General features: G+C 53.4%; 23 protein-coding genes and 1 pseudogene. 4 read left to right on the top strand and 20 right to left on the bottom strand.

Features of this window, described 5'->3' with window-relative positions; genetic code table 11:
- Nucleotides 1–45: 45 nt before the first annotated feature.
- Nucleotides 46–669 (bottom strand): superoxide dismutase [Mn], encoded by a 624-nt coding sequence (gene sodA / locus N6G83_RS43740; RefSeq protein WP_024483271.1) that lies wholly within the window; start codon nucleotides 667–669, stop codon nucleotides 46–48.
- Between the two features lie 128 nt (nucleotides 670–797).
- Nucleotides 798–1625, bottom strand: coding sequence for a formate dehydrogenase accessory sulfurtransferase FdhD (fdhD, locus tag N6G83_RS43735; protein ID WP_037434388.1), 828 nt, complete (start codon nucleotides 1623–1625; stop codon nucleotides 798–800).
- A 173-nt stretch (nucleotides 1626–1798) separates the two neighbouring features.
- Here fdhD and fdnG point away from each other — a divergent pair, with 173 nt between their 5' ends.
- From fdnG to fdhE, 4 genes are read left to right on the top strand one after another with little or no spacing between them, the layout of a single operon-like run.
- Entirely contained in the window at nucleotides 1799–4846 is a 3048-nt protein-coding gene (gene fdnG / locus N6G83_RS43730) for a formate dehydrogenase-N subunit alpha (RefSeq protein ID WP_211136177.1), read from the top strand.
- A gap of 12 nt (nucleotides 4847–4858) precedes the next feature.
- On the top strand, nucleotides 4859–5770 hold the full coding sequence (gene fdxH, locus N6G83_RS43725) for a formate dehydrogenase subunit beta (protein ID WP_021807291.1): 912 nt from the start codon (nucleotides 4859–4861) through the stop codon (nucleotides 5768–5770).
- The gene (gene fdoI / locus N6G83_RS43720) at nucleotides 5767–6405 is read left to right on the top strand and encodes a formate dehydrogenase cytochrome b556 subunit (RefSeq protein ID WP_024527318.1); all 639 of its coding nucleotides are present in this window, start codon (nucleotides 5767–5769) and stop codon (nucleotides 6403–6405) included. The genes fdxH and fdoI overlap by 4 nt, the downstream gene beginning before the upstream one ends.
- Nucleotides 6402–7331, top strand: a complete 930-nt coding sequence (gene fdhE / locus N6G83_RS43715) for a formate dehydrogenase accessory protein FdhE (RefSeq protein WP_024527317.1) — start codon at nucleotides 6402–6404, stop codon at nucleotides 7329–7331. The genes fdoI and fdhE overlap by 4 nt, the downstream gene beginning before the upstream one ends.
- Nucleotides 7332–7392: 61 nt before the next feature.
- On the opposite strand, the gene N6G83_RS43710 is transcribed toward fdhE, so the two are convergent.
- The 18 genes and pseudogenes from N6G83_RS43710 to N6G83_RS43625 all read right to left on the bottom strand — a co-directional run bounded on the left by N6G83_RS43710 (nucleotide 7393) and on the right by N6G83_RS43625 (nucleotide 20647).
- On the bottom strand, nucleotides 7393–8373 hold the full coding sequence (locus N6G83_RS43710) for a collagen-like protein (RefSeq protein WP_202629183.1): 981 nt from the start codon (nucleotides 8371–8373) through the stop codon (nucleotides 7393–7395).
- A 105-nt stretch (nucleotides 8374–8478) separates the two neighbouring features.
- Nucleotides 8479–9573 (bottom strand): hypothetical protein, encoded by a 1095-nt coding sequence (locus tag N6G83_RS43705; RefSeq protein ID WP_211136176.1) that lies wholly within the window; start codon nucleotides 9571–9573, stop codon nucleotides 8479–8481.
- Nucleotide 9574: 1 nt separating this feature from the next.
- Entirely contained in the window at nucleotides 9575–10177 is a 603-nt protein-coding gene (locus tag N6G83_RS43700) for a DUF2612 domain-containing protein (protein ID WP_260524174.1), read from the bottom strand.
- Complete coding sequence (locus N6G83_RS43695; RefSeq protein ID WP_211136106.1) at nucleotides 10174–11367, bottom strand: baseplate J/gp47 family protein; 1194 nt, start codon at nucleotides 11365–11367, stop codon at nucleotides 10174–10176. Before N6G83_RS43695 ends, N6G83_RS43700 begins: the two co-directional genes overlap by 4 nt.
- The gene (locus tag N6G83_RS43690) at nucleotides 11364–11717 is read right to left on the bottom strand and encodes a hypothetical protein (RefSeq protein ID WP_161713255.1); all 354 of its coding nucleotides are present in this window, start codon (nucleotides 11715–11717) and stop codon (nucleotides 11364–11366) included. The genes N6G83_RS43695 and N6G83_RS43690 overlap by 4 nt, the downstream gene beginning before the upstream one ends.
- On the bottom strand, nucleotides 11714–12328 hold the full coding sequence (locus tag N6G83_RS43685; protein WP_237657403.1) for a Gp138 family membrane-puncturing spike protein: 615 nt from the start codon (nucleotides 12326–12328) through the stop codon (nucleotides 11714–11716). The genes N6G83_RS43690 and N6G83_RS43685 overlap by 4 nt, the downstream gene beginning before the upstream one ends.
- A gap of 100 nt (nucleotides 12329–12428) precedes the next feature.
- The gene (locus N6G83_RS43680) at nucleotides 12429–12806 is read right to left on the bottom strand and encodes a hypothetical protein (protein ID WP_211136104.1); all 378 of its coding nucleotides are present in this window, start codon (nucleotides 12804–12806) and stop codon (nucleotides 12429–12431) included.
- A gap of 42 nt (nucleotides 12807–12848) precedes the next feature.
- Complete coding sequence (locus N6G83_RS43675; RefSeq protein ID WP_260524173.1) at nucleotides 12849–13193, bottom strand: hypothetical protein; 345 nt, start codon at nucleotides 13191–13193, stop codon at nucleotides 12849–12851.
- A gap of 204 nt (nucleotides 13194–13397) precedes the next feature.
- Nucleotides 13398–13744, bottom strand: a pseudogene (locus N6G83_RS43670) (hypothetical protein).
- Between the two features lie 140 nt (nucleotides 13745–13884).
- A complete protein-coding gene (locus N6G83_RS43665) occupies nucleotides 13885–14235 on the bottom strand; it encodes a hypothetical protein (protein ID WP_211136103.1) in 351 nt (116 codons plus the stop codon).
- Between the two features lie 2 nt (nucleotides 14236–14237).
- Nucleotides 14238–15326: a hypothetical protein gene (locus N6G83_RS43660; RefSeq protein WP_211136102.1), complete on the bottom strand. Its 1089-nt coding sequence runs from the start codon at nucleotides 15324–15326 to the stop codon at nucleotides 14238–14240.
- A complete protein-coding gene (locus N6G83_RS43655) occupies nucleotides 15323–15634 on the bottom strand; it encodes a phage baseplate plug protein (RefSeq protein ID WP_161713249.1) in 312 nt (103 codons plus the stop codon). Before N6G83_RS43655 ends, N6G83_RS43660 begins: the two co-directional genes overlap by 4 nt.
- Complete coding sequence (locus N6G83_RS43650; protein WP_161713248.1) at nucleotides 15631–16239, bottom strand: phage baseplate protein; 609 nt, start codon at nucleotides 16237–16239, stop codon at nucleotides 15631–15633. The genes N6G83_RS43655 and N6G83_RS43650 overlap by 4 nt, the downstream gene beginning before the upstream one ends.
- Nucleotides 16239–18029, bottom strand: a complete 1791-nt coding sequence (locus N6G83_RS43645; protein ID WP_211136101.1) for a lytic transglycosylase domain-containing protein — start codon at nucleotides 18027–18029, stop codon at nucleotides 16239–16241. The genes N6G83_RS43650 and N6G83_RS43645 overlap by 1 nt, the downstream gene beginning before the upstream one ends.
- Nucleotides 18019–18195 (bottom strand): DUF6889 family protein, encoded by a 177-nt coding sequence (locus tag N6G83_RS43640; protein WP_161713246.1) that lies wholly within the window; start codon nucleotides 18193–18195, stop codon nucleotides 18019–18021. Before N6G83_RS43640 ends, N6G83_RS43645 begins: the two co-directional genes overlap by 11 nt.
- An 11-nt stretch (nucleotides 18196–18206) precedes the next feature.
- The gene (locus N6G83_RS43635) at nucleotides 18207–18614 is read right to left on the bottom strand and encodes a phage tail assembly chaperone (RefSeq protein ID WP_161713245.1); all 408 of its coding nucleotides are present in this window, start codon (nucleotides 18612–18614) and stop codon (nucleotides 18207–18209) included.
- Nucleotides 18615–18616: 2 nt separating this feature from the next.
- A complete protein-coding gene (locus N6G83_RS43630) occupies nucleotides 18617–19057 on the bottom strand; it encodes a DUF3277 family protein (RefSeq protein ID WP_161713244.1) in 441 nt (146 codons plus the stop codon).
- A 9-nt stretch (nucleotides 19058–19066) separates the two neighbouring features.
- Entirely contained in the window at nucleotides 19067–20647 is a 1581-nt protein-coding gene (locus N6G83_RS43625) for a DUF3383 domain-containing protein (protein WP_211136100.1), read from the bottom strand.

Below are 20647 nucleotides of genomic sequence, written 5' to 3'. Positions count from 1 at the left end.
CAAAAAAATGCCCGCATCAGCGGGCATCATCGGAGATAAGCCAAATTATTTCTTGGCTTCGGCGAAGCGTTTGGCCGCTTCGTCCCAGTTCACCACGTTCCAGAATGCCTTGATGTAGTCAGGGCGACGGTTCTGGAATTTCAGGTAGTAAGCGTGTTCCCACACGTCCAGGCCAACGATTGGCAAGCCTGAAGCGCCGGAGACGGCTTCGCCCATCAGCGGGCTGTCCTGGTTAGCGGTAGATACCACGGCCAGTTTGTCGCCTTTCAGCACCAGCCAAGCCCAGCCAGAACCGAAACGGGTGGCGGCGGCTTTCTCGAACTCTTCCTGGAATTTCTCTACGCTGCCGAAATCGCGCTCGATAGCGGCTTTCAGATCGCCACCCAGCGTGGTGCCGGTTTTCAGACCTTTCCAGAACAGGCTGTGGTTAGCGTGGCCGCCTGCGTTGTTGCGCATAAAGGTGCGCTTGTCTGCAGGGACTTTATCCAGATCCTGGATCAGCTCTTCTACGCTCAGCGAAGCCAGCTCAGGGTACGCTTCCAGCACGGTGTTGGCGTTGTTGACATAGGTCTGGTGGTGTTTGGTGTGATGGATTTCCATCGTCTGCTTGTCGAAATGCGGTTCTAGTGCGTCGTAAGCGTAAGGTAGGGATGGCAGTGAATAACTCATGATCATCATCTCCAGTAGTGTAGGGCGGCGCAAAATGTGAGCACCGCGTAAGCAGTATGATGCATTATAATTAATTAAATGATATTGAAAATGATTATCAATGCCCTACAGACTGTGTGGTTTAGGGATTAATCGGTAATACGCTGCGGGTGAGTAAACACCGTTGCTCGGCCTGGCTTGCTAAAGCCAACCAATGTCAGGTTGCTGCGCTCGGCGATTTCCACCGCCAGCGAGGTGGCGGCAGACACCACGAACAGGATCTCGGCGCCGCACATGGCGGATTTTTGCACCATCTCGTAGCTGGCCCGGCTGGAAACCAGGATCGCCCCTTGCTGCCAGCCCTGTTTGGCGCGTATGCCGATCATTTTGTCCAGTGCCACATGGCGGCCAACGTCTTCGCAGCCGCCCAGTAGTTCACCCTGCGGTGAGATCCAACCTGCGGCGTGGGTACACCCCGTCAACTGGCCGACGTTCTGCACCTGGCGCAACTGGCTGAGGGCGCGATCGAGATTGGCCAGCGAGAAGGTCTGGGTAAAGGGCAGTGGTGTGACCGGCCGGAAGATATCCGCCAACTGTTCAATGCCACAAACGCCGCACCCTGTGCGGCCCGCCATCGCCCGGCGGCGCTCCTTCAGCCCGGCAAAGCGGCGGCTGGAAAGCTCGATTTGTACTTCCATGCCGTTGCAGGTGGGATTAACCTCTATACTGAAGATATCCCGTGGTGAGTCGATAATCCCTTCCGAGAGGGAAAAACCGAGGGCGAACGCCTCAAGATCCTTTGGCGTACACATCATCACCACGTGAGAAATACCGTTATACACCAGCGCGACCGGCACCTCTTCGGCGAGCCAATCTTGCTCTGTGGTGGTCAGTTGCCCGCGCTGGTACACCGGAGCCTGGATCAGGCCCGTGAGCGCGTTCACATTTGTGGGCTGCTCTTGGTTAATTTTGTTCACTTTCCTGGCACCTGTTTGTAACAACCCTACGCCTGCTATGGTATTATTGCGGCGCCGTTGCGGCCCATTTGGCCAATACCCACATAAGAATAGTGATTTTAGCGCTTCCCGCTTTAAGGGGGAAAGCGTCATTTGAAACAATGTGACAACACGAGAGAGAAAGGAGACCCCCCATGCAGGTCAGCAGAAGGCAGTTCTTTAAGATCTGCGCTGGCGGTATGGCAGGAACCACGGTGGCCGCACTGGGCTTTAGCCCGGCGGTGGCATTGGCGGAAACCCGGCAGTACAAGTTGCTGCGCGCCCGTGAAACCCGTAATACCTGCACGTATTGTTCCGTCGGCTGTGGGCTGTTGATGTACAGCCTTGGTGATGGCGCCAAAAACGCCAAAGAGAGCATCTTCCATATCGAAGGGGATCCAGACCATCCGGTAAACCGTGGTGCACTGTGCCCGAAAGGGGCAGGTCTGGTGGATTTCATCCACAGCGAAAGCCGTCTCCAATACCCAGAATATCGCGCTCCAGGCTCGGACAAGTGGCAACGCATCAGTTGGGACGACGCCTTCACCCGCATCGCCAAACTGATGAAAGAAGACCGCGATGCCAACTTCGAAGCCACCAACGCCGCTGGCGTAACGGTGAACCGTTGGCTCTCCTCCGGGATGCTGTGTGCTTCGGCCTCCAGCAACGAAACCGGTATGCTGACCCAAAAATTTAGTCGCGCTCTCGGCATGCTTGCCGTAGATAACCAGGCGCGTGTCTGACACGGACCAACGGTAGCAAGTCTTGCTCCAACATTTGGTCGCGGTGCGATGACCAACCACTGGGTTGATATCAAGAACGCCGACTTAATTATCGTCATGGGTGGGAACGCGGCAGAAGCGCATCCAGTGGGATTCCGCTGGGCGATGGAAGCCAAAATTCATAATAAAGCCAAGCTGATCGTCATCGATCCGCGCTTTACCCGTACTGCATCCGTGGCGGATTTCTACACGCCTATCCGTTCAGGTACCGACATAGCTTTCCTGTCGGGCGTCTTGCTGTACCTGATCACCAATAACAAGATTAACCGCGAATACGTGGACGCCTACACCAACGCCAGCCTGCTGGTGCGGGAAGACTTCACCTTCGACGACGGCCTGTTCAGCGGCTACGACGCGGATAATCGCAAATACGATAAAACCACCTGGAATTACCAGCTCGACGAGAACGGCTTCGCCAAGCGTGATACTACGCTACAGGACCCGAACTGCGTGTGGAACCTGCTGAAAAAGCACATCAGCCGTTATACGCCAGAGGTGGTCACCAACATCTGCGGTACGCCAACCGAGGATTTCCTCAAGGTGTGCGAATATATCGCCGAAACCAGCGCCAACGACAAGACGGCCTCGTTCCTCTACGCCCTGGGCTGGACACAGCACTCGGTCGGTGCGCAGAACATCCGCACCATGGCGATGATCCAGTTGCTGCTTGGCAATATGGGCATGGCAGGTGGTGGCGTGAACGCCCTGCGCGGTCACTCCAATATCCAGGGGCTGACCGATTTGGGTCTGCTGTCACAAAGCCTGCCGGGCTATATGACGCTGCCTTCCGAGAAGCAGGCCGATCTGGAGACCTACCTGAAAGCGAACACGCCGAAGGCGCTGCTGCCGGGCCAGGTAAACTACTGGAGCAACTACCCGAAATTCTTCGTCAGCATGATGAAGAGCTTCTACGGCGACAAAGCGCAGAAAGATAACAGCTGGGGCTTTGACTGGTTGCCGAAGTGGGACAAAGGCTACGACGTGCTGCAGTATTTCGAGATGATGTCGCAGGGGAAAGTGAATGGCTATATCTGCCAGGGCTTTAACCCGGTTGCGTCGTTCCCGAACAAGAACAAAGTGGTGGCCTCGCTGGCCAAGCTGAAGTTCCTGGTGACCATCGATCCGCTGAACACCGAAACCGCCAACTTCTGGCAGAACCACGATGAGTTCAACGACGTTGACCCATCGAAAATCCAGACCGAGGTATTCCGCCTGCCGTCCACCTGCTTTGCCGAAGAGAACGGTTCAATCGTTAACTCTGGCCGCTGGCTGCAATGGCACTGGAAAGGGGCCGATGCCCCAGGGGAAGCGCTGAACGACGGTGAAATTCTGGCGGGGCTGCTGATGCGCCTGCGCGAAATGTACACCCGTGACGGCGGTGCGGTCCCTGAGCAGTTGCTGAACATGTCCTGGGATTATCTGACCCCGGAAAATCCGAAGCCAGAAGAAGTGGCGATGGAGAGCAACGGCCGGGCACTGGCGGATGTCCTCGATCCAGACGGCAAAGTGTTGGCGAAGAAAGGCGAACTGCTGAGCACCTTCGCGCACCTGCGTGATGATGGCACCACGGCAAGTGGCTGCTGGATCTTCGCAGGCAGTTGGACGCCAGCGGGCAACCAGATGGCGCGCCGTGATAACGCCGATCCTTCGGGCCTTGGCAACACGCTGGGCTGGGCCTGGGCATGGCCGCTGAACCGCCGCATCCTGTATAACCGTGCGTCTGCGGATCCAGCGGGTAAACCGTGGGATGCCAAACGCCAGTTGCTGGAGTGGGATGGTGCCAAGTGGGGCGGGGTTGATATCCCGGACTACAGCGCCGCCGCACCGGGCAGCGACGTCGGGCCGTTTATCATGCAGCCGGAAGGCATGGGCCGCCTGTTTGCCCTCGACAAACTGGCGGAAGGGCCGTTCCCTGAACACTACGAGCCGTTTGAAACGCCGCTCGGCACCAACCCGTTGCACCCGAACGTGGTGTCCAACCCGGCGGCGCGCGTGTTCAAAGACGATCTGGCCGCGATGGGCAAATCCGACAAGTTCCCGTATGTCGGTACTACCTATCGCCTGACCGAACATTTCCACTACTGGACCAAACACGCGTTGATCAACGCCATCGCTCAGCCAGAACAGTTCATCGAAATTGGCGAGAAGCTGGCAGAGAAGAAAGGCATCAAGCAGGGCGATACGGTCAAAGTCAGCTCCAACCGTGGCTATATCAAGGCCAAGGCGGTGGTGACCAAACGTATTCGTACTCTGCAGGTAAATGGCCAGGACGTGGACACCATCGGCATCCCGATCCACTGGGGTTACGAAGGGGTGGCGAAGAAGGGCTTTATCGCCAACACGCTGACGCCGTTTGTCGGCGACGCCAATACGCAAACGCCAGAGTTCAAGGCGTTCCTGGTTAACGTGGAAAAGGTGTAACGGAGACGAATTATGGCAATGCAATCTCAAGACATCATTCGTAAATCCGCCACCAATGGCTTCACCCCGGCACCGCGCGCGCGCGATCACCAGGAAGAAGTGGCCAAGCTGATCGATGTCACTACCTGTATCGGCTGCAAAGCCTGCCAGGTGGCCTGTTCTGAATGGAACGATATCCGCGATGAAGTGGGGCACAACGTCGGGGTTTACGATAACCCCGCCGATCTGACCGCCAAATCGTGGACGGTGATGCGCTTCTCCGAAGTTGAGGAGCACGGCAAGCTGGAGTGGCTGATCCGCAAGGATGGCTGCATGCACTGTGCCGATCCGGGCTGCCTGAAGGCGTGCCCATCGGAAGGGGCCATCATCCAGTACGCCAATGGCATCGTCGACTTCCAGTCCGAACACTGCATCGGCTGCGGCTACTGCATCGCCGGTTGCCCGTTCGACGTGCCACGCATGAATGCGGAAGATAACCGGGTGTACAAATGTACCCTGTGCGTCGACCGCGTTGGCGTTGGCCAGGAACCGGCCTGTGTGAAAACCTGTCCGACCGGGGCGATCCACTTCGGCACCAAAGAAGCGATGAAAAATGTCGCGGCGGAACGTGTCGATGAACTGAAAACCCGTGGCTACCAGAATGCCGGTCTGTACGATCCGGCTGGCGTGGGCGGCACCCACGTGATGTACGTACTGCATCACGCCGATAAACCGCAGCTGTATCACGGTTTACCGGATAACCCGACCATCAGCCCGGCGGTGACCTTCTGGAAAGGGGTCTGGAAGCCGTTGGCCGCCATCGGGTTTGCTGCCACCTTCGCGGCCAGTATCTTCCACTACGTTGGCGTGGGGCCAAACCGCGTTGAAGAAGAGGAAGAGCAGGATCCGAAGGACGAGCATCATGATGAGGAGACGCGCAAATGAGGAAGGAAAAGCCAATTCAGCGCTATAGCGCGCCGGAGCGGATTAACCACTGGATTGTGGCGTTCTGCTTTATTTTTGCCGCCGTCAGCGGGCTGGGGTTCCTGTTCCCATCCTTTAACTGGCTGATGAATATCTTTGGTACACCACAGCTGGCACGCATCCTTCACCCCTTCACCGGGGTGTTGATGTTCGTCGCGTTCCTGCTGATGTTCCTGCGCTACTGGAAGCACAACCTGATCAACCGGGAAGATATCGTCTGGGCGAAAAACATCCACAAAATCGCCATGAATGAGGAAGTGGGTGACACTGGGCGTTATAATTTCGGTCAGAAGTGCGTATTCTGGGCGGCGATCATCAGTCTGGTGCTGTTGCTGGCCAGTGGTATCGTTATCTGGCGGCCATACTTTGCCCCATCCTTCTCCATTCCGCTGATCCGCATCGCGTTGGTGGTGCATTCGTTGGCAGCGGTGGGGTTGATCATCGTGATTATGGTGCACATTTACGCCGCGTTGTGGGTAAAAGGCACCATTACCGCGATGGTGGAAGGTTGGGTGCCGGCTGCCTGGGCCAAGAAGCATCATCCGCGCTGGTACCGTGAGGTCCGCGAGAAACAACAGGAAGACAAACCCAGATGAGTATCCGCATCGTTCCTAAAGAGCAGTTAGGGGCACAGCGTGAAAAGTCTTCAACGGCGGAAACTATTCCGCCGTTACTTTTCGCCAACTTGAAGAGCCTTTATACCCGCCGAGCCGAACGTCTGCAGCAGCTGGCCGTAGACCATCCGCTGGGTGACTATCTCAATTTTGCTGCCAGCATTGCGCAAGCGCAGAACAACGCTTGCCACGATAATCCGCTGGAGCTGGATCTCGGTGAAACGCTGACTCAGAGCGCCGCTAGCGGTAAGCCGCCGTTGGACATCAGCGTCTATCCACGCAGCGAACACTGGCACAAGCTGCTGGCATCGCTGATCGCAGAACTGCGTCCGCAGGCACCGGAACACGTGCTGGCGGTGTTGGATAACCTGGAGAAATCCTCGTCCCATGAGCTGGAGCTGCTGGCCAGCGCCCTGCTGAAAGGCGAGTTTGCCAAAGTAGGCAGCGACAAAGCCCCGTTCCTTTGGGCGGCGCTGTCGTTGTACTGGGCGCAGATGGCCAGCCAGATCCCTGGCAAGGCACGGGCCGAGTACGGCGAGCATCGCCAGTTCTGCCCGGTTTGCGGCAGTATCCCGGTTTCCAGCGTGGTGCATCTTGGTACCGTGAACGGCCTGCGCTATCTGCACTGCAACCTGTGCGAGAGCGAATGGCACGTGGTGCGGGTGAAATGCAGCAACTGCGAGCAAACCGGCGATCTCAACTACTGGTCACTGGAAAGTGAGCAGGCCGCGGTGAAAGCGGAAAGCTGTGGCGACTGTGGCACCTACCTGAAGATCCTCTATCAGGAGAAGGACCCGAAGGTCGAGGCGGTGGCTGACGATCTGGCTTCGCTTATCCTCGATGCCAAGATGGAAGAGGAAGGCTTTGCGCGCAGCAGTATCAACCCGTTCCTGTTCCCTGGGGAGTGATGTAGGCGCTAATCTGGCCGGGAATTAAAGTTAGGCCGGGGTTTTCCCCGGCCAATCAAGGCTATTTTTTTATCATTCCAGCAGTCCGCATCACTGCCAAGATCTTGTTCAGTGTTTCAACCTGAGTTGCGGCGGTGGCGTCCGGAATTTCCACCAGATTTTTGATCGGTACGGATACCAGTTCACGCCAGTTCAAATCGGCAGGGGCTTCGGTTGTGCCAATATTCTGCCGGTCAACGTTGGTAAATGCCCTACCGTTTGAATCTACCGCCAAGGCTATGCCGCTAAAGACACCTTGCATGGGTTTCGCAAAGGGATTTTTAAGGCCTAACACTATGCCTTCGTTATCGGTGGGGGTAGTTTTAGGATTGGGATTGCTCGTTGTCCCGTTGGGGGCTTGGTAATACCACACAGAACTGGTGCCACTACCTGGCTTATGGACCTGCAGGTTGTTCTGCGACATATTGAGTTGCCGCACACCCTGATTTTTAAACGTGCCCTCATCAATACCCCGGCTCCAAGCTGCCCATGCTCCGTTAGTTGCCCTGGTTCTCACAAAAGGGCCTGGATCTGAAGTGAACTGAGTACCGTAAAAAACCTGTGTGATGTACGATCCCCCGAAGGCATTGGTTAACGAGACGTACATCATGGTTTCTGAACCAGGTTCGACACCGAACGGGTAATTTAAGTTATACGATGCCTGGGCGTTGACACCACCGGGTAAGCGATAAACGCCGCCCGTGATTAGCGTATTGAGATTGGTTGTTGGCTCAACATCGGTAATCGCACCCTCACCATCTTCTCCCGCAGGGCCTGGTTCGCCCTTTGGTCCTATGGGGCCAGGCTCTCCTTTCGCTCCTGTGGTGCCCTGTTTGCCAGGCTCGCCTGGCATACCTGAGGGGATAATATCCCTGACGCTTTCCAGCGGGAGATTTTTAGACTCCCACTCTCCCTGGTTATTTTTTTGGCAAAGAACCAGCAGTTCATTACCCGTCAGCGCATTGGCGCGCTCTAAATCAGATATCTTGATACCTTCAGACATTTACAAATTCTCCATCTGTTGCAACTGGCAATGGGGGTTATATAACGCGGCGATAGGCAGGCGGTGCTGTATGCCAAAATAGGGGGATTGTTATGAGTTTCCAGCTTAAGCCGTACGCCGCCAGCCGACCACGGTGACATGGCTGTTCAGAATAGAAAATGCCTGACCGCCACCAGCCGATTTAATCACTTGGCTATCAAGCTGTGAGTTGCCAGCGTCTATGCTGCGACGGTTTGAGGTACCCCCATCGAGCGCGGTATTTGATGGGTATGCCTGCAGATCGTGAGTATGCGCTGGCATCTCATTGATAGAGAGGGTCACACTGTCTCGCCCGCCCGTTTGCAGAATATTGGATGCGGCCATGTTCGCGGTGCGGATCATGACATCGGCAGGTAATCTCACCCAACTGGTGCCAGGGTAGTCCGTTTGCGGACTGGTTGCAGTCGCCCTGAAAATCACATCACCGATTGAATGTGGGCAGATTTTTGCCATCAGTTGCGCAAGTTGCCCCAGGATCACCACATCACTGTCTTGGGTCCCTGGGGCAACGTTTGCCAAAACGCGTTTTTTATCGGCTGCCCCAAATGAGACTTCATTGGTTCTGGTGGTGGTTGAACCATAGCCAATCGCGGTACTGTTGGTAAAAGAGGCCGATGCCGACGGGCCTATTGCCGTGGCGTTGGTTGCTGAGGCTGTAGCCCCACTGCCTAACGCAGTTGCGTTTTCTGCGCTGGCTGAGCTTCTCTCGCCTATTGCGACGGAGGCTTTACCTGAGGCAACGGGGGTACCGACACCCGCATTCGAGCCTGCGGTACTGCCGGTGATTTTGATACCGGCAAGCTCCAGATTGGCGCGGCCAACCGCCTTATCTACGATATCTGACAGATTATTGGCTTTGAGTAAAAACTCGTTTTTGTCGATATTCGCGGTAATAAACGCTTTCAGCGCGGCTTCCAGGTTAGCTCGTAGCGTGACCATATCGCCATTATCCAGCACATCCTTACCGCTTTTGTCCGCAATAAACTGTGCCATCAGGTTGGCGATAATGGATGACTGTCGCCATACCGTATTCAGTTGTTTTGATTCCGCAATCCCCGCCGAGAAACCCATTAAACGCGAGGACAGCGTCTCGTAATCTTTCGGTGTTAATACGTTTGCGCCTGCTGCTGCCCCGAAAGGCAATATTTCATTCTTAGCCATTTTATGCCCCTAGCAATATTCCCCAGGCTCCAGAATCGAAGCCGTAAGTAAATTCATTATTCAAATCGAAACCAAATAAAGGTGCGTCAGCAATGACATATTTGACGCCTACCCCTTCGGGTTTCACATCCAGATAGCCGGATTTGATTACCGCCCTCAGCACCGGAGAGATATCACCACCAAAGAAATAGATGGTCATGGTCATATCAAAGTTATCTATCGCCAGTACCTTCACTTGCCCATCGGTAAATATGCTTTGATAAATCCCATCAAGGGTTTCCAGGGTGCCGTCCCAGTGATTAGCCTGTATTTTTGCTCGCAGAACGGTGCGGTAAGTCTCATCATCCAAACGTAGCGAGCCTTTTGTTGGCTCAATACCGTAGTCCACAATTGGTGTCACAACCTCCCGGTTGATGCCGATCCACAGTCCTAGCACGTCAAGCTGGTTACCCACAGCAGCATCAAGATCAAAATCCCCAAGCAGGCCGTTGGTCACACGTTGGAGGTTAATTAGCGGATGGGTTATCAGGCTGATATGGTCATAAAACCGGGGTTTGCTTTTGTGATAGGAGGTAATGAGACGCTGATATTTAGTCTCACTCATATCGTCACCTTGATGATGATATTGTCATTATGGCTGATAGCCGCTGCGTTAAAGGCGACAGCTACGTTGTTTCCTGATAATGCCCCAGGCGATGTGCCGATGGTTAATCCCACCAAGTCGAAGGTTGCACGGTTTTCAGCCCCATTCAAGTTAGCCGGTAGATACAGCCGATGTATTCTGACCGGTTCGCCGATATCAATATTGTTAATATAATCGGCAATTGCGCGCTTAATCTCTTCGCCAATATCAGAGGTGTAACCCATCAGCGGTTTTAATTCGACCTGTACATAAACTGCCACATCGGCTTTACGGAAAAAATTGACGTTCTGCGTCATGCCGTTTTTGTCTTTAACCGCGATCGACGTCGTGCCATAAGTCCCGGCACCTGGCGTTTTTTTCAGGGCGATAGTGCTGGCGATCGCTTTTGCGTCCCCACCATCGACCACGATAGCTATTGAATGCCCGGGAATGCCGTGTTCATCGGGCTGGTTGCTGTCATTCTCGTAAGGCCGTGCGCGTTTCACGCCTGGCAGAGAAGTAATAGCGCCCAAGATGCCATCCAGCACGGTACGTGAGGGCAGTGCGACAGACTGAGATTGCCTGATGCGCAAGTCTGCGTCTGTTTCTATTGCCCGGCCCGGGGTGGCCGCCGCCGGGTTGGTGACCGATTGCCAGCCGCGGGTAGGTGTGCCGATAGCATTCACTTCCCCAGGCAGGGCAATGATTGCGCCATCGACCCGGCTGGTGGCCGTCGCAATGACCTCACCATTTAGCCCGATAACCACCGTGGGTGGCAGGCTCCAACTATTCCCCGAACTGTCGCGTACGATGCCATTGGCGATGATGGTGCCCACCTGACCGGTGACGCGCACATCAACGGTAGAGCGGGATGCGGCGCTTTTCTTGATGCCGTTAATCTTGACGTTGGATTCCAGCGCTCGCCCCTGCGCCGTTGCCGGGCTAAAGCTGTTATACACTGCAATCGCCGAGTTATTGGCGTCATGCAGGGCCAGGGCGAAAATACTCAGCATTTGTCCGTCTTTGCTGTCTGCCTCTAAATAGGCATCCTCGCCGTATATCTGCCGGAAATAACCCGTCAGCGTACTGAGTATGGTTTGATAATCGGGCGCACCGATCCCGCTGGCATCAATGGTGGCCGCCAGCCCAAGCGTATTGAGATTTAGCATTATGCCTCGCTGTTAACGGTGATTTTTCCGTAGAGTGTGTTGAGGGTGGCAGTAAAGGCGATCCGGCGTGAGCCGGTGTCGAATTGGATCTCGAGGGTTTCGATCTCGGTGACTCCCTGTGTCGTGAGGATGCGCTCGCGTATCGCCAGTTGATAGATGGGAGATTGATGTTTGCCGAGTATCTCCTGCTTATAGGGGGTTCCCTCGCGGTCATCTAGAAACCATTCCCCCTGCCACAGCTCAAAGCGGGTTTTTACCGCTTGCGCGATCGCTTCAGGAGAATTGGTGAGGAAATTGTTATCCCCACTGCCAAAAACGTAATCGCCGTCTGAATCTTCGCGTCGGTATCTCATTGTGGCCCCCTGGTACTGTTGCCGCCGGATTCGACACCACCGTGTACGTGGCTATCGACTATGACGCCTCCCACCAATTGCAGGCGGCCATCCGGCAGGATTTTTAAACCGTTCAGATCGAATCCCCCTGGTGCCGTCCCAGAAATGGCCCCGCTGGTGGGGTTGATGCCGATCACCGTATTGCCATCATCACTGCGCAACTGAGCCGCCGTAGTGCTGATATCGCTGATTTTCTGCGTCTGGGATTGCGGGCCAACGATCACAAAAGCATCGGAGAGATCGTGCTGGCGTGTGGCTACGGCCTCTTGGACGCCGCCGTTCTGCCACCAGAAATCGATGCGACGATCGCAGAACACCACCATGCAATCATCGCCAGCAGCAATGGGGAAAGTGAGCGTGACGCCGCCGCCGCGGGGGAAAACCACCGGTAGATCGGGTATCAGCGGCAACATAATGGAGCTATCGCCGTCCTGCCCGTTGATCGCCAACTGCACGACGCAGGTAACATCTTGCGGATTAAAAGATTGTATGATACCGGGGAGGCAGACGCGTAATTGGCTAGATAGCCCGTTAGTGGCAGCCCTGAGCGTTTCAGAAAGCTGACCGGTCATTGATTCAGTGGATATTGTCATCACAAATTCCCATAAAAAAACCCGGCACAATGGCCGGGTCAGCATTATTTTTTAAGCGCCGAGAGTTAAACCAAACGGGTTATCTCGCTGAGTCTTTAATTCTTACGCAGTCGTATGTTCCAAAAATCTTTGGGGCGTCCATGCTGGCGCGGAGCTGCTGAGTGTTCAGAATTGCCTTACCATCACGTTTTATGTATTCCATACCAATCCATAGCCCTGGCTGAGTGGTTGCCATGGTCCATTCCATTTTTATGTTGTCGTAATCTTCTTTTGCTTTCAGGAAGGTTATCTTCTGCGAATCTGGTTTTGCGCCATTGATACGAACAAAACCATCGTTATTACCGCTGGTTGAAAACACAAAATCGCCACACCTCATATACGGCTTTCCCGCTGAAAAAGCAGCACTGGGCGCAAGCAAAGAGAATGAAATAATTAATAATCTAAATAGCTTTTCCATTATGCTCCGGGTTTTAAAATTGTTGCGTCGCTTACCTTGCTGTCAGCCTTTAACTTTTACGCAGTCGTATGTTCCGAAAATTCTAGGGGCATCCATGCTGGCGCGGAGTAGCTGAGTGTTAAGAATTGCCTGGCCATCACGTTTTATATATTCCATACCAAGCCATAGCCCTGGCTGAGTGGTTGCCATGGTCCACGCTATTTTGATGTTGTCGTAATCTTCTTTTGCTTTCAGAAAGGTAACTTTCTGAGATTCTGGTTTTGCATTATTCACACGAAACCAACCATCGTCAGGCCCCGGAGTAATCAAAAATGGTCCACATTGAGTATCAGCTAGACACGAAGAAGAAATAAATATCAAAGCAAGAGGTACCACCATCTTCAACATTTAAGCCGTCCTATTTTTTGTTGCGTTATCCAGTAAATTCTCCGCTCCACGCGCCTCACACATCATATCCATATACCAAGCCTAATCGCGTATGTCACTTATTATATTGATAATGCTACCCATTTCGACGAAACCTATCTTGTTCTTGGCGACTCGAATCGTCCTGTTAGGCAGAACGATTCGATATAAACGAGTTGATCTCGCTTAGTTTTTAATTTTTACGCAGTCATACGTTCCAAAAATCTTTGGGGCGTCCATGCTGGCGCGGAGCTGCTGAGTGTTCAGAATTGCCTTACCATCACGCCCTATAAACTCCAGTCCGACCCATCGCCCGGTTGGTCGGTAGCTATTACCCACTGTATTTTTACGTTGTTGTAGTCACCATTATCTTTTAGAAAGGTAACTTTTTGAGACTCTGGTTTGGCACCATTAACCCTGGCCCAACCATCTTCTGACCAATGTATTTTGAAGTCGCCACACTGAGAATCGGCTATGGCATGAAGTGGCAAAAATGAAAACATTAAAAAAAACGCGCCATAAATCTGTTTCATCCCTACCTCAATAGTTTGTTTTCTGCATTGTACTCTGACTAACTATGTCAGCTACTCCACGCGCCTCACACATCATTTCCATATACCAGTCCTAGCCGCGTATGTCTGCTGAGTTAGGAGATAACCAGCTTATATTAGCATCAGTCTTTAACTTTTACGCAGTCGAATGTTCCGATAATTCGCGGAGCATTCATGCTAGCGCGGAGTAGTTGAACGTTAAGCCAGACTTTGCCATCACGTTTGATAAATTCAAAGCCATACATATTGCCATCACGGGATGGCATGAGACCCATGCTCCATTTAGTATTAGCCCCATCACCTTTGGCTCCCAGTTCTGTTACTTTCTGCGATGTGACTTTTTCACCATTTATCCGAACCCAGCCATCATCATTTCCTGTCAGTTTCCAGCCTGCACATTGAAAAGCTGCATGTGCATTGAATCCAAAAAAGGAAAAAATGATTATAAATAAAAGTCGACTCGAATTCTTCATTGTCACTCCGTTTTGTCGAAGTAAGGCTTCGATGGCTGGGTAGTAATTCCACGCGCCTGACACATCATATCCATATACCAAGCCTGGCCGCGCGTGTCTCCTGTTATGGTGATAGACCGTACTATATAGACCCCATCGGTGGCAAGGCTAGCGGGGCGATTTTCCGCGTTTGAGTCTGAGTTTGTGGTTGGGATCTCTGTGGTAATAATACCGTTTGTTTCGACGGAGCCGATCTTGTTCTTGGCGGCTCGGATCGCATCTTCAGGCAGTTCGATGCGATAGATCGAGGCCTGATCGAGCTGAATTAACCCGTTAAGCCGGATATTCGGGTTAATCAGGCAACGCACGTTTACCCCTGTCCCCATAGTCTGCTGCGGCATCCCTATCAGGCCGTTTTGGCTATTAAGCACAATGGCCGGATGGGCAGCCTGATCTTTTGGCACCATATCCAGGCGGCCATCGACAAACTGCCAGCTTGCCTTGCACTGGTAGGCAATATTATCCAGGTAGTCCCGCGTCATGCCGTGGAATACCCGGCCACGTGGCGAGCGTGACAGAGGAAAAACGGGCCTGAAGCCGGAAACAATACCGAACGGTGCGAGGTTGTTTACCAGAATATTGTACTCATCTTCCAGCGTGTAGCCTGCGGCCAGCGTTAGGCTGATGGTTGAGTTGATAAAGGCGTTATGCCCATCGATCGCCTGGATTAGCACAAAGGTATCGGTCGGATTATCCCTGCCGGTAATGGCAAAACGAATGTCACCGCTGAATATCATCCCGAAGTTTTGCCCATCCCGTTGCCCGCTTTGGGTTGGGTCCACTGGCCGGATCACCCCCACCTGGCTAGCGTCAACATCTGGTGCAATGCCGCTATAGCCTGCGATAATGCGGATCTTCGAATATTCGTTGCCGATAATATTGTTGGTGGTATCCGACGATAGGTTATATATCTTAATATAGGTCGCGATGCGGGGCTGATTAATATCATGCCATTCAATCTTGAAGGTAACCTTGAACTCCGACAGATTAACGCCCACGCCATTATTATTCAGCAACTGTAGCTCGAAGTGGCGTATCCAGTTTTGTCTCATGGTTCCCCCTGCACAAAATATAAATGGCTAGTGATGCCAAGATCGGTTTTGGTCGGGTATTCGCCTGCGGCGATGTCGTTAACCACCCACAAGGAACCGTTAATGCCCAGGTGCGCATACTGCTCCAGCAGATCAACTTCTGGAACCAAGGGGATACCATTAGCCAGCGTTTCCCCGGTGCTACCTATCAAGGTCAATATCCACCCGGCGTCATCACGCCAGTTAATTCGCATATTCACTAGTTGCCCACCCAGCGAGATGCTAAATTGCTGGTTGATCGGGGTGAGCGGAATTTCCTGTATATTCATCTGGCTCCCCTTTGTAACGCACCCTGATTTTTATTGATGGCATCGCGAACCAAGGCTTTATTTGCCGGAATAGGTGCTTTCATCCCCGTGTTGTGAACTGGGGACGTGCTAACCCCTGCCGCCATATTCTCTTTGTGGGCAACCGCATTGGTATACGTTTGTGAGATAATCACTTCCCGCAGGGTTAATACGCACATCAGCACGTTTTCGCTGTGATTATCCGTGGTGACATCAAGAGAGCGCAGCAGCATATTTTTATAGTGCCGCTTGCCGGTGGTCACATCGAAAGGTTGGCGGTCATTTTGCAGTTTGAGCAGTTGCTGATAGATGTCACGTGGGGAGGTGCCCATGGATAGCCCGGTGTTCATATCAAACATTCTGGTGGTGTCTGCCACGTCCAGCAGCGATCCGCCACCGGCAAAGCCCAGCGCCATGGTGACTTCAGCCGGCCGTTTAAAGGCGTGATCGTTAATCGGCGCCCCTTGTTCCACGGGATGCTCGGTGATTTCCAGCACATCGGAGTGACGTTCAGAAATGACGACGCTTGGCACGATGGCACCAATGCGCCGTTTTTGCTGCGAAAATAAAACCGATAGCATATCCATTAGCTTATACCCCTTTGCATTTGATGCGTCAGCCGGGCATTGACATCAACCTGCCGATCGGCGATGGAAAATGCCGTTTCCTGCGGGCTGCTGGAACCGTTAACGGTAATATATGTTTTTTGATTAACAGCAGGCCCGGTATTCCATCGCCCTGCGCCGAACATCATTCCGTTATTGTAAGGGGTCATGGTTTCCCCAATCCGATGATATATTTCTTGCATTGATTCCACTGATGGCAAGGGGAGCCAAGAGGGCAATTCAATATTATTTATCTGGTCAAGCAATTTATCAGTAACAAATTTCCCCAATTTTTCGCTAGGTGCGAAACCCAAAAGTTTATCATCGAGCACAATATCTTTCAGCGACTTGAAGGCTCCGTCAAAATCACCTTTTACCAGTAACGTGAGCGAGTGTATTAAGGCTGCAAGCAGCGCGTTTGCCGTTTTGATGCTGTCAATAATCCCGTCAGAAATCGATCTTAGCGAAATTTTACTCAGGTCGATCCCTGCCATCTCGCCAAGTTTTACCACCAGATCGCCTACCGCCTTCAACAATTCACCGGCATTGTCCGCTACGGGGATGAAACTCTCGCCGATCTCTTTCAGGCCCTTCTTGGCGTAATTGATTTGAGGTTCCCATCTTCCCCAATCAATCAGGCTTTCGCTCCCTTCTTGCCAGGCTTGAAAATCCTGCACCAGCACCAGTAATCCAGCGGCGAGTGCCAGGATCATCCCCAAAGGCGTGGTCATAAACGCGACGTTCAACAGCCGCCAGGCCACCAGCAGTGCACCAGCACCGGCAAGCATCTTTTGGGTGCCATCATCCAGCTTTTCCCACCAATCTATCAGTGAGCTGATGCCATCGATGGCATGCATGACCAGGATCCTGATGTTATGGGCCAGCCACAGTATGCCTTTGGTTAGCCTATCAAGGATTTTTTCAATCTGTGGCCAGTGATCAATAATACCGCGCCGGAACCGCTCAACCTCCACAGCCAGGCCACCGGCAAGTTCACCCCCGATTTTGTTTTGCGCCATGCCGTACTGCGTGGTCAAATCGCGTATTGCGGTCATAAACTGGTTGGCTTGGTGCGCGGAGTGCTCGGCGTTATAGCCGATGGCTTTTGCCATCTCGTTGTACCTGGTACTGTATTGGCCCAAACCATTACGCATGGCCAGTATAGTATCTTCATTGATACCGGTTGCCTGAGCATGCTGATTGGCGCTGTCCACGGGCATCTGACTCAGACGATTGGCTAACCTGATGAACACATTTTCCGGGCTGAGTGGGAGCTGTTGCGCATCACGCGTTTGTACCCCGAGGCGTTGCAGATAGCCTTCCGCATCGGGTGAGTGCTGCAAAAAACGCGTGAAATTTGCCAGTGAACCCTGTGCGGCTGGCGCGGATGCGCCAACCTGTGAGGCTGCATAATTGATGCTCTCAATCCCCTCTACCTTGCCGCCGGTACGTTGGGCGGCGAAATAGAGTTGATCCAGATTGCTGGCTATTTTGACCGTGAAAGCTACCACCTCAAGGGCTATGGTTTGTACCGCAGCCCCCATTTTCACGGCTTTATCCGTGATGTCTTGCACCGTTTGGACCAGGCGGGTTGCCCCCGTCTGATCCACAGCAAAGTCAGGGTTGAGGAAAAGATCATGCATATCATAAGAACTCATGACCGTTTCCAACTGCCTGACTTGCTGGGTCATATCTTCCAGCCTTTGTGTCACGCGGGTGCTCGTCGTTTCATCAAAGCCGATTAACAAACCCCGCATCGCATCAGGATTCATGATCGTTTCTCCATTTATCAATCCGCGCCGCGTTATCTGCTTTGAGATCGAGGTAGTCGTTCATCAGGGCGATATCGCCCAGATCAACGGCACCGTCTTTGAGGGCGGTATAGGGGATAAGCCCGGCATCAACCGGGCGTAGGATCCAGTCTTCACCACCGGTCAAGACATCCAGGGTTAACCCACTGGCAGGATGTCCATCTCGTTGGCGCGGGTTGTAGGCAAAAAACTCCCCAGCGCATCCCCCACGACGCGGCCGACAATTTGCAACATGTCCATCATGTCGATATCGTCAAACATCAGCACGTCCTGTGAGAACACCGGCGACCATGTTTTGCCGTTCTGGCGTGAGACGACAGATAGGCAAGGATAAATCACGGCGTTACAGTCCTCGTCGCTCATGCTTGAAATCACCTCTGCCATTTTGGGTAGTAGGCTCTCCATGCTGGTGCTGCCGCTTTTTGCGCCCTGAGGATCCCCCACCACGCCCATCAACATAGGGAGGAGCTTACGGGATAAGCGGAACTGGGTGAAAACGTCCATTTTCGCTACCCGGTAGTGATGTTCTTTCAGTTCAAACTCCACCGTTAAAACTCCCCAAGCAGTTGATCAATCTTGCCGCAGTCGAATACCCAGGCAACGGTATTACCCACCTTGGCATTGGCGTGATCGGGCTGTTTCTGGAATGCGACACTGCGGGCTACCGTGGTATCACCAGAGGCGCTGTTGCGTACCGTGATCACGTTATTGCCCCATAATGCCGACGACTGACTCTGTGCGTTATAGGCCAGAGAGAGCTTTTTGTTGGTGGGTGAGGTTTTGAGCAAGGTGACCGTGAGCGTGCCGCTCTTACCCGCATGTAGGCTGTGCATAACCTCGCCATCAGCACCGGAGGTCATGGTATTTTTGGCCTCCGCCATTGAAATGGTGATCCCCTCATCTGAGGTGGCTGAGCCATAACCGAGGTCGATAACGCCTGTTGGGCCAACCAGGCTGGCCGATACGTCAATAAAGCTGTAAGTAGACATGTTCGCTCCTTAGCGATTTACATTGATGATCACATCGGCAAAATGCACTGCGCCAGCCAGCTTGATCGCACATTGGATCACTGGGGCGAGACGTTTTTCACGATCGGCTTGTGCCTGCTCGGCGATTGGGGTTGCATAGGTGTAGTAACCTTTTGTCAGGGTATCCCCAGGTTGCACAATACCCACCGCGCCACCATTCCAGACGCCTGGTGCCACCAAGCCGTTATTGGCGGCCTGTGCCAGTGAGGCCTCTACGTTGGTCAGCAAACGGGTCACACCGGAGTCTGTCTGTGGGATCTTGCTGGTGCTGGTGTACAGCAGGTTGAACAGGTTGTTCTGGACAAAGTTCTGCAACCAGTCCAGCCCGTGGCGCTCATCGATAAAGTCGCCGTTACACATCACCCCTGGTTGGATAATGGCCGTATCATTGTTGTAGTTCACAAATACGTTGCAGTTTTTCGCGGACAGAGCGTTTGCCTGCGTTTGAGTTAATGTCTCGGCTGCGATGCCCGGCTGCTGCTTAAACTTCAGGGTGATGGTGGTGTTGTTGCCGTTAAAATTGACGCTGAAGGCGCGGCCAAACAGCGAAGCGGCAGCATAAGGGGTGGTACTGGAATATTGCACCAAGGTGCGCGAAAACTTGGCTGCTTTCAGCTTACTGATAATGTCAGCGTCGGCGCTAAAGGCTGAGAGATTGGCTGGGGTGCCAGCGCCGGTAGGTTCTACCAGTAGACCATTCTCATCTTCTGACTGGATAACCAGGCTGCGCTCGGTGAGTAGATAGGCTTCCAGCCCTGCGGGATCCAGCAGAGTATGGCCATAGATACGTGATACGCCATCAGCCTCGATAAATGCGGCTACGGCCAGCACATCATCATCACTCAGGTCGCTATCCGCGATAACCAGGCCGTACCAGGCGGTAGAGAGGTTTGCCAGTTCAGCGATACAGGCCTGAATAGTTTCTTTCTCTTGGCGGGGGATCAATCGTGCCCCGGTATCTTGCGTCAGGCCCAGTAATTCGGATAAATCGGTTCCGGCAGTGCCAGGGGTAGCAAAGGTGACAGCGGATGCGGCGGTATTGGTCTTTGATGTCACCATAAACCGGTTGCCGTTCCAGGTCACTGTAGCCGTAGCCAGCGCAGTACTCAGTTTGGCTGCGACCCCGTTGAGGTTGGTTTCTGCCGAAAAGTCGAGTGCGCTCAGCGTTTTGGCGGTGCCGTCAATGGTGATTTTCATCGCCCCATTTTTTACCGCGGTAAAACGGCTGAGGGCTTTTTGTTCTGCGGTAAACTGGGCCCCGCGTAGCACGGCAGCCGTGTCAGACTCCAACCAGCGCGCAATATAGAGCGTGACCGGACGTGGCGATTGCTGATAGTACAAGTTGGCGGCGGCATACTCCGGCGTGTTCATGCCGAAGTCGGCGGCCACCCCCGAAATATCGCTGTAGGCGCGGATCCGTTCACCAGCATCGATCACCGGTGAGGAACCGACCACCAACAATGCCCCAAAGTTACGCGACTGCGCGGCACGAGCGCTCATATTGATTGTCGCATTGACAATATTGGATACGGGTAATCCCTGTAGTGACAT

It is taken from the genome of Serratia sp. PL7, assembly GCF_945957435.1.
Note: the sequence above shows the minus strand (reverse complement) of the source record. Positions and strands in the feature narration are given on the sequence as shown.

Excerpts from the sequence above, each read along its gene's own strand:
- fdxH (WP_021807291.1), top strand. The coding sequence starts at position 4,859 with ATGGCAATGCAATCTCAAGACATCATTCGTAAATCCGCCACCAATGGC.
- fdhE (WP_024527317.1), top strand. The coding sequence starts at position 6,402 with ATGAGTATCCGCATCGTTCCTAAAGAGCAGTTAGGGGCACAGCGTGAA.
- N6G83_RS43645 (WP_211136101.1), bottom strand. The coding sequence starts at position 18,029 with ATGAATCCTGATGCGATGCGGGGTTTGTTAATCGGCTTTGATGAAACG.
- sodA (WP_024483271.1), bottom strand. The coding sequence starts at position 669 with ATGAGTTATTCACTGCCATCCCTACCTTACGCTTACGACGCACTAGAA.
- N6G83_RS43675 (WP_260524173.1), bottom strand. The coding sequence starts at position 13,193 with ATGTTGAAGATGGTGGTACCTCTTGCTTTGATATTTATTTCTTCTTCG.
- N6G83_RS43685 (WP_237657403.1), bottom strand. The coding sequence starts at position 12,328 with ATGACCGGTCAGCTTTCTGAAACGCTCAGGGCTGCCACTAACGGGCTA.
- fdoI (WP_024527318.1), top strand. The coding sequence starts at position 5,767 with ATGAGGAAGGAAAAGCCAATTCAGCGCTATAGCGCGCCGGAGCGGATT.
- N6G83_RS43630 (WP_161713244.1), bottom strand. The coding sequence starts at position 19,057 with ATGTCTACTTACAGCTTTATTGACGTATCGGCCAGCCTGGTTGGCCCA.
- N6G83_RS43710 (WP_202629183.1), bottom strand. The coding sequence starts at position 8,373 with ATGTCTGAAGGTATCAAGATATCTGATTTAGAGCGCGCCAATGCGCTG.
- N6G83_RS43680 (WP_211136104.1), bottom strand. The coding sequence starts at position 12,806 with ATGGAAAAGCTATTTAGATTATTAATTATTTCATTCTCTTTGCTTGCG.
- N6G83_RS43650 (WP_161713248.1), bottom strand. The coding sequence starts at position 16,239 with ATGGATATGCTATCGGTTTTATTTTCGCAGCAAAAACGGCGCATTGGT.
- N6G83_RS43655 (WP_161713249.1), bottom strand. The coding sequence starts at position 15,634 with ATGAATATACAGGAAATTCCGCTCACCCCGATCAACCAGCAATTTAGC.
- N6G83_RS43625 (WP_211136100.1), bottom strand. The coding sequence starts at position 20,647 with ATGTCACTACAGGGATTACCCGTATCCAATATTGTCAATGCGACAATC.
- N6G83_RS43690 (WP_161713255.1), bottom strand. The coding sequence starts at position 11,717 with ATGAGATACCGACGCGAAGATTCAGACGGCGATTACGTTTTTGGCAGT.
- N6G83_RS43700 (WP_260524174.1), bottom strand. The coding sequence starts at position 10,177 with ATGAGTGAGACTAAATATCAGCGTCTCATTACCTCCTATCACAAAAGC.
- N6G83_RS43705 (WP_211136176.1), bottom strand. The coding sequence starts at position 9,573 with ATGGCTAAGAATGAAATATTGCCTTTCGGGGCAGCAGCAGGCGCAAAC.
- N6G83_RS43665 (WP_211136103.1), bottom strand. The coding sequence starts at position 14,235 with ATGAAGAATTCGAGTCGACTTTTATTTATAATCATTTTTTCCTTTTTT.
- N6G83_RS43660 (WP_211136102.1), bottom strand. The coding sequence starts at position 15,326 with ATGAGACAAAACTGGATACGCCACTTCGAGCTACAGTTGCTGAATAAT.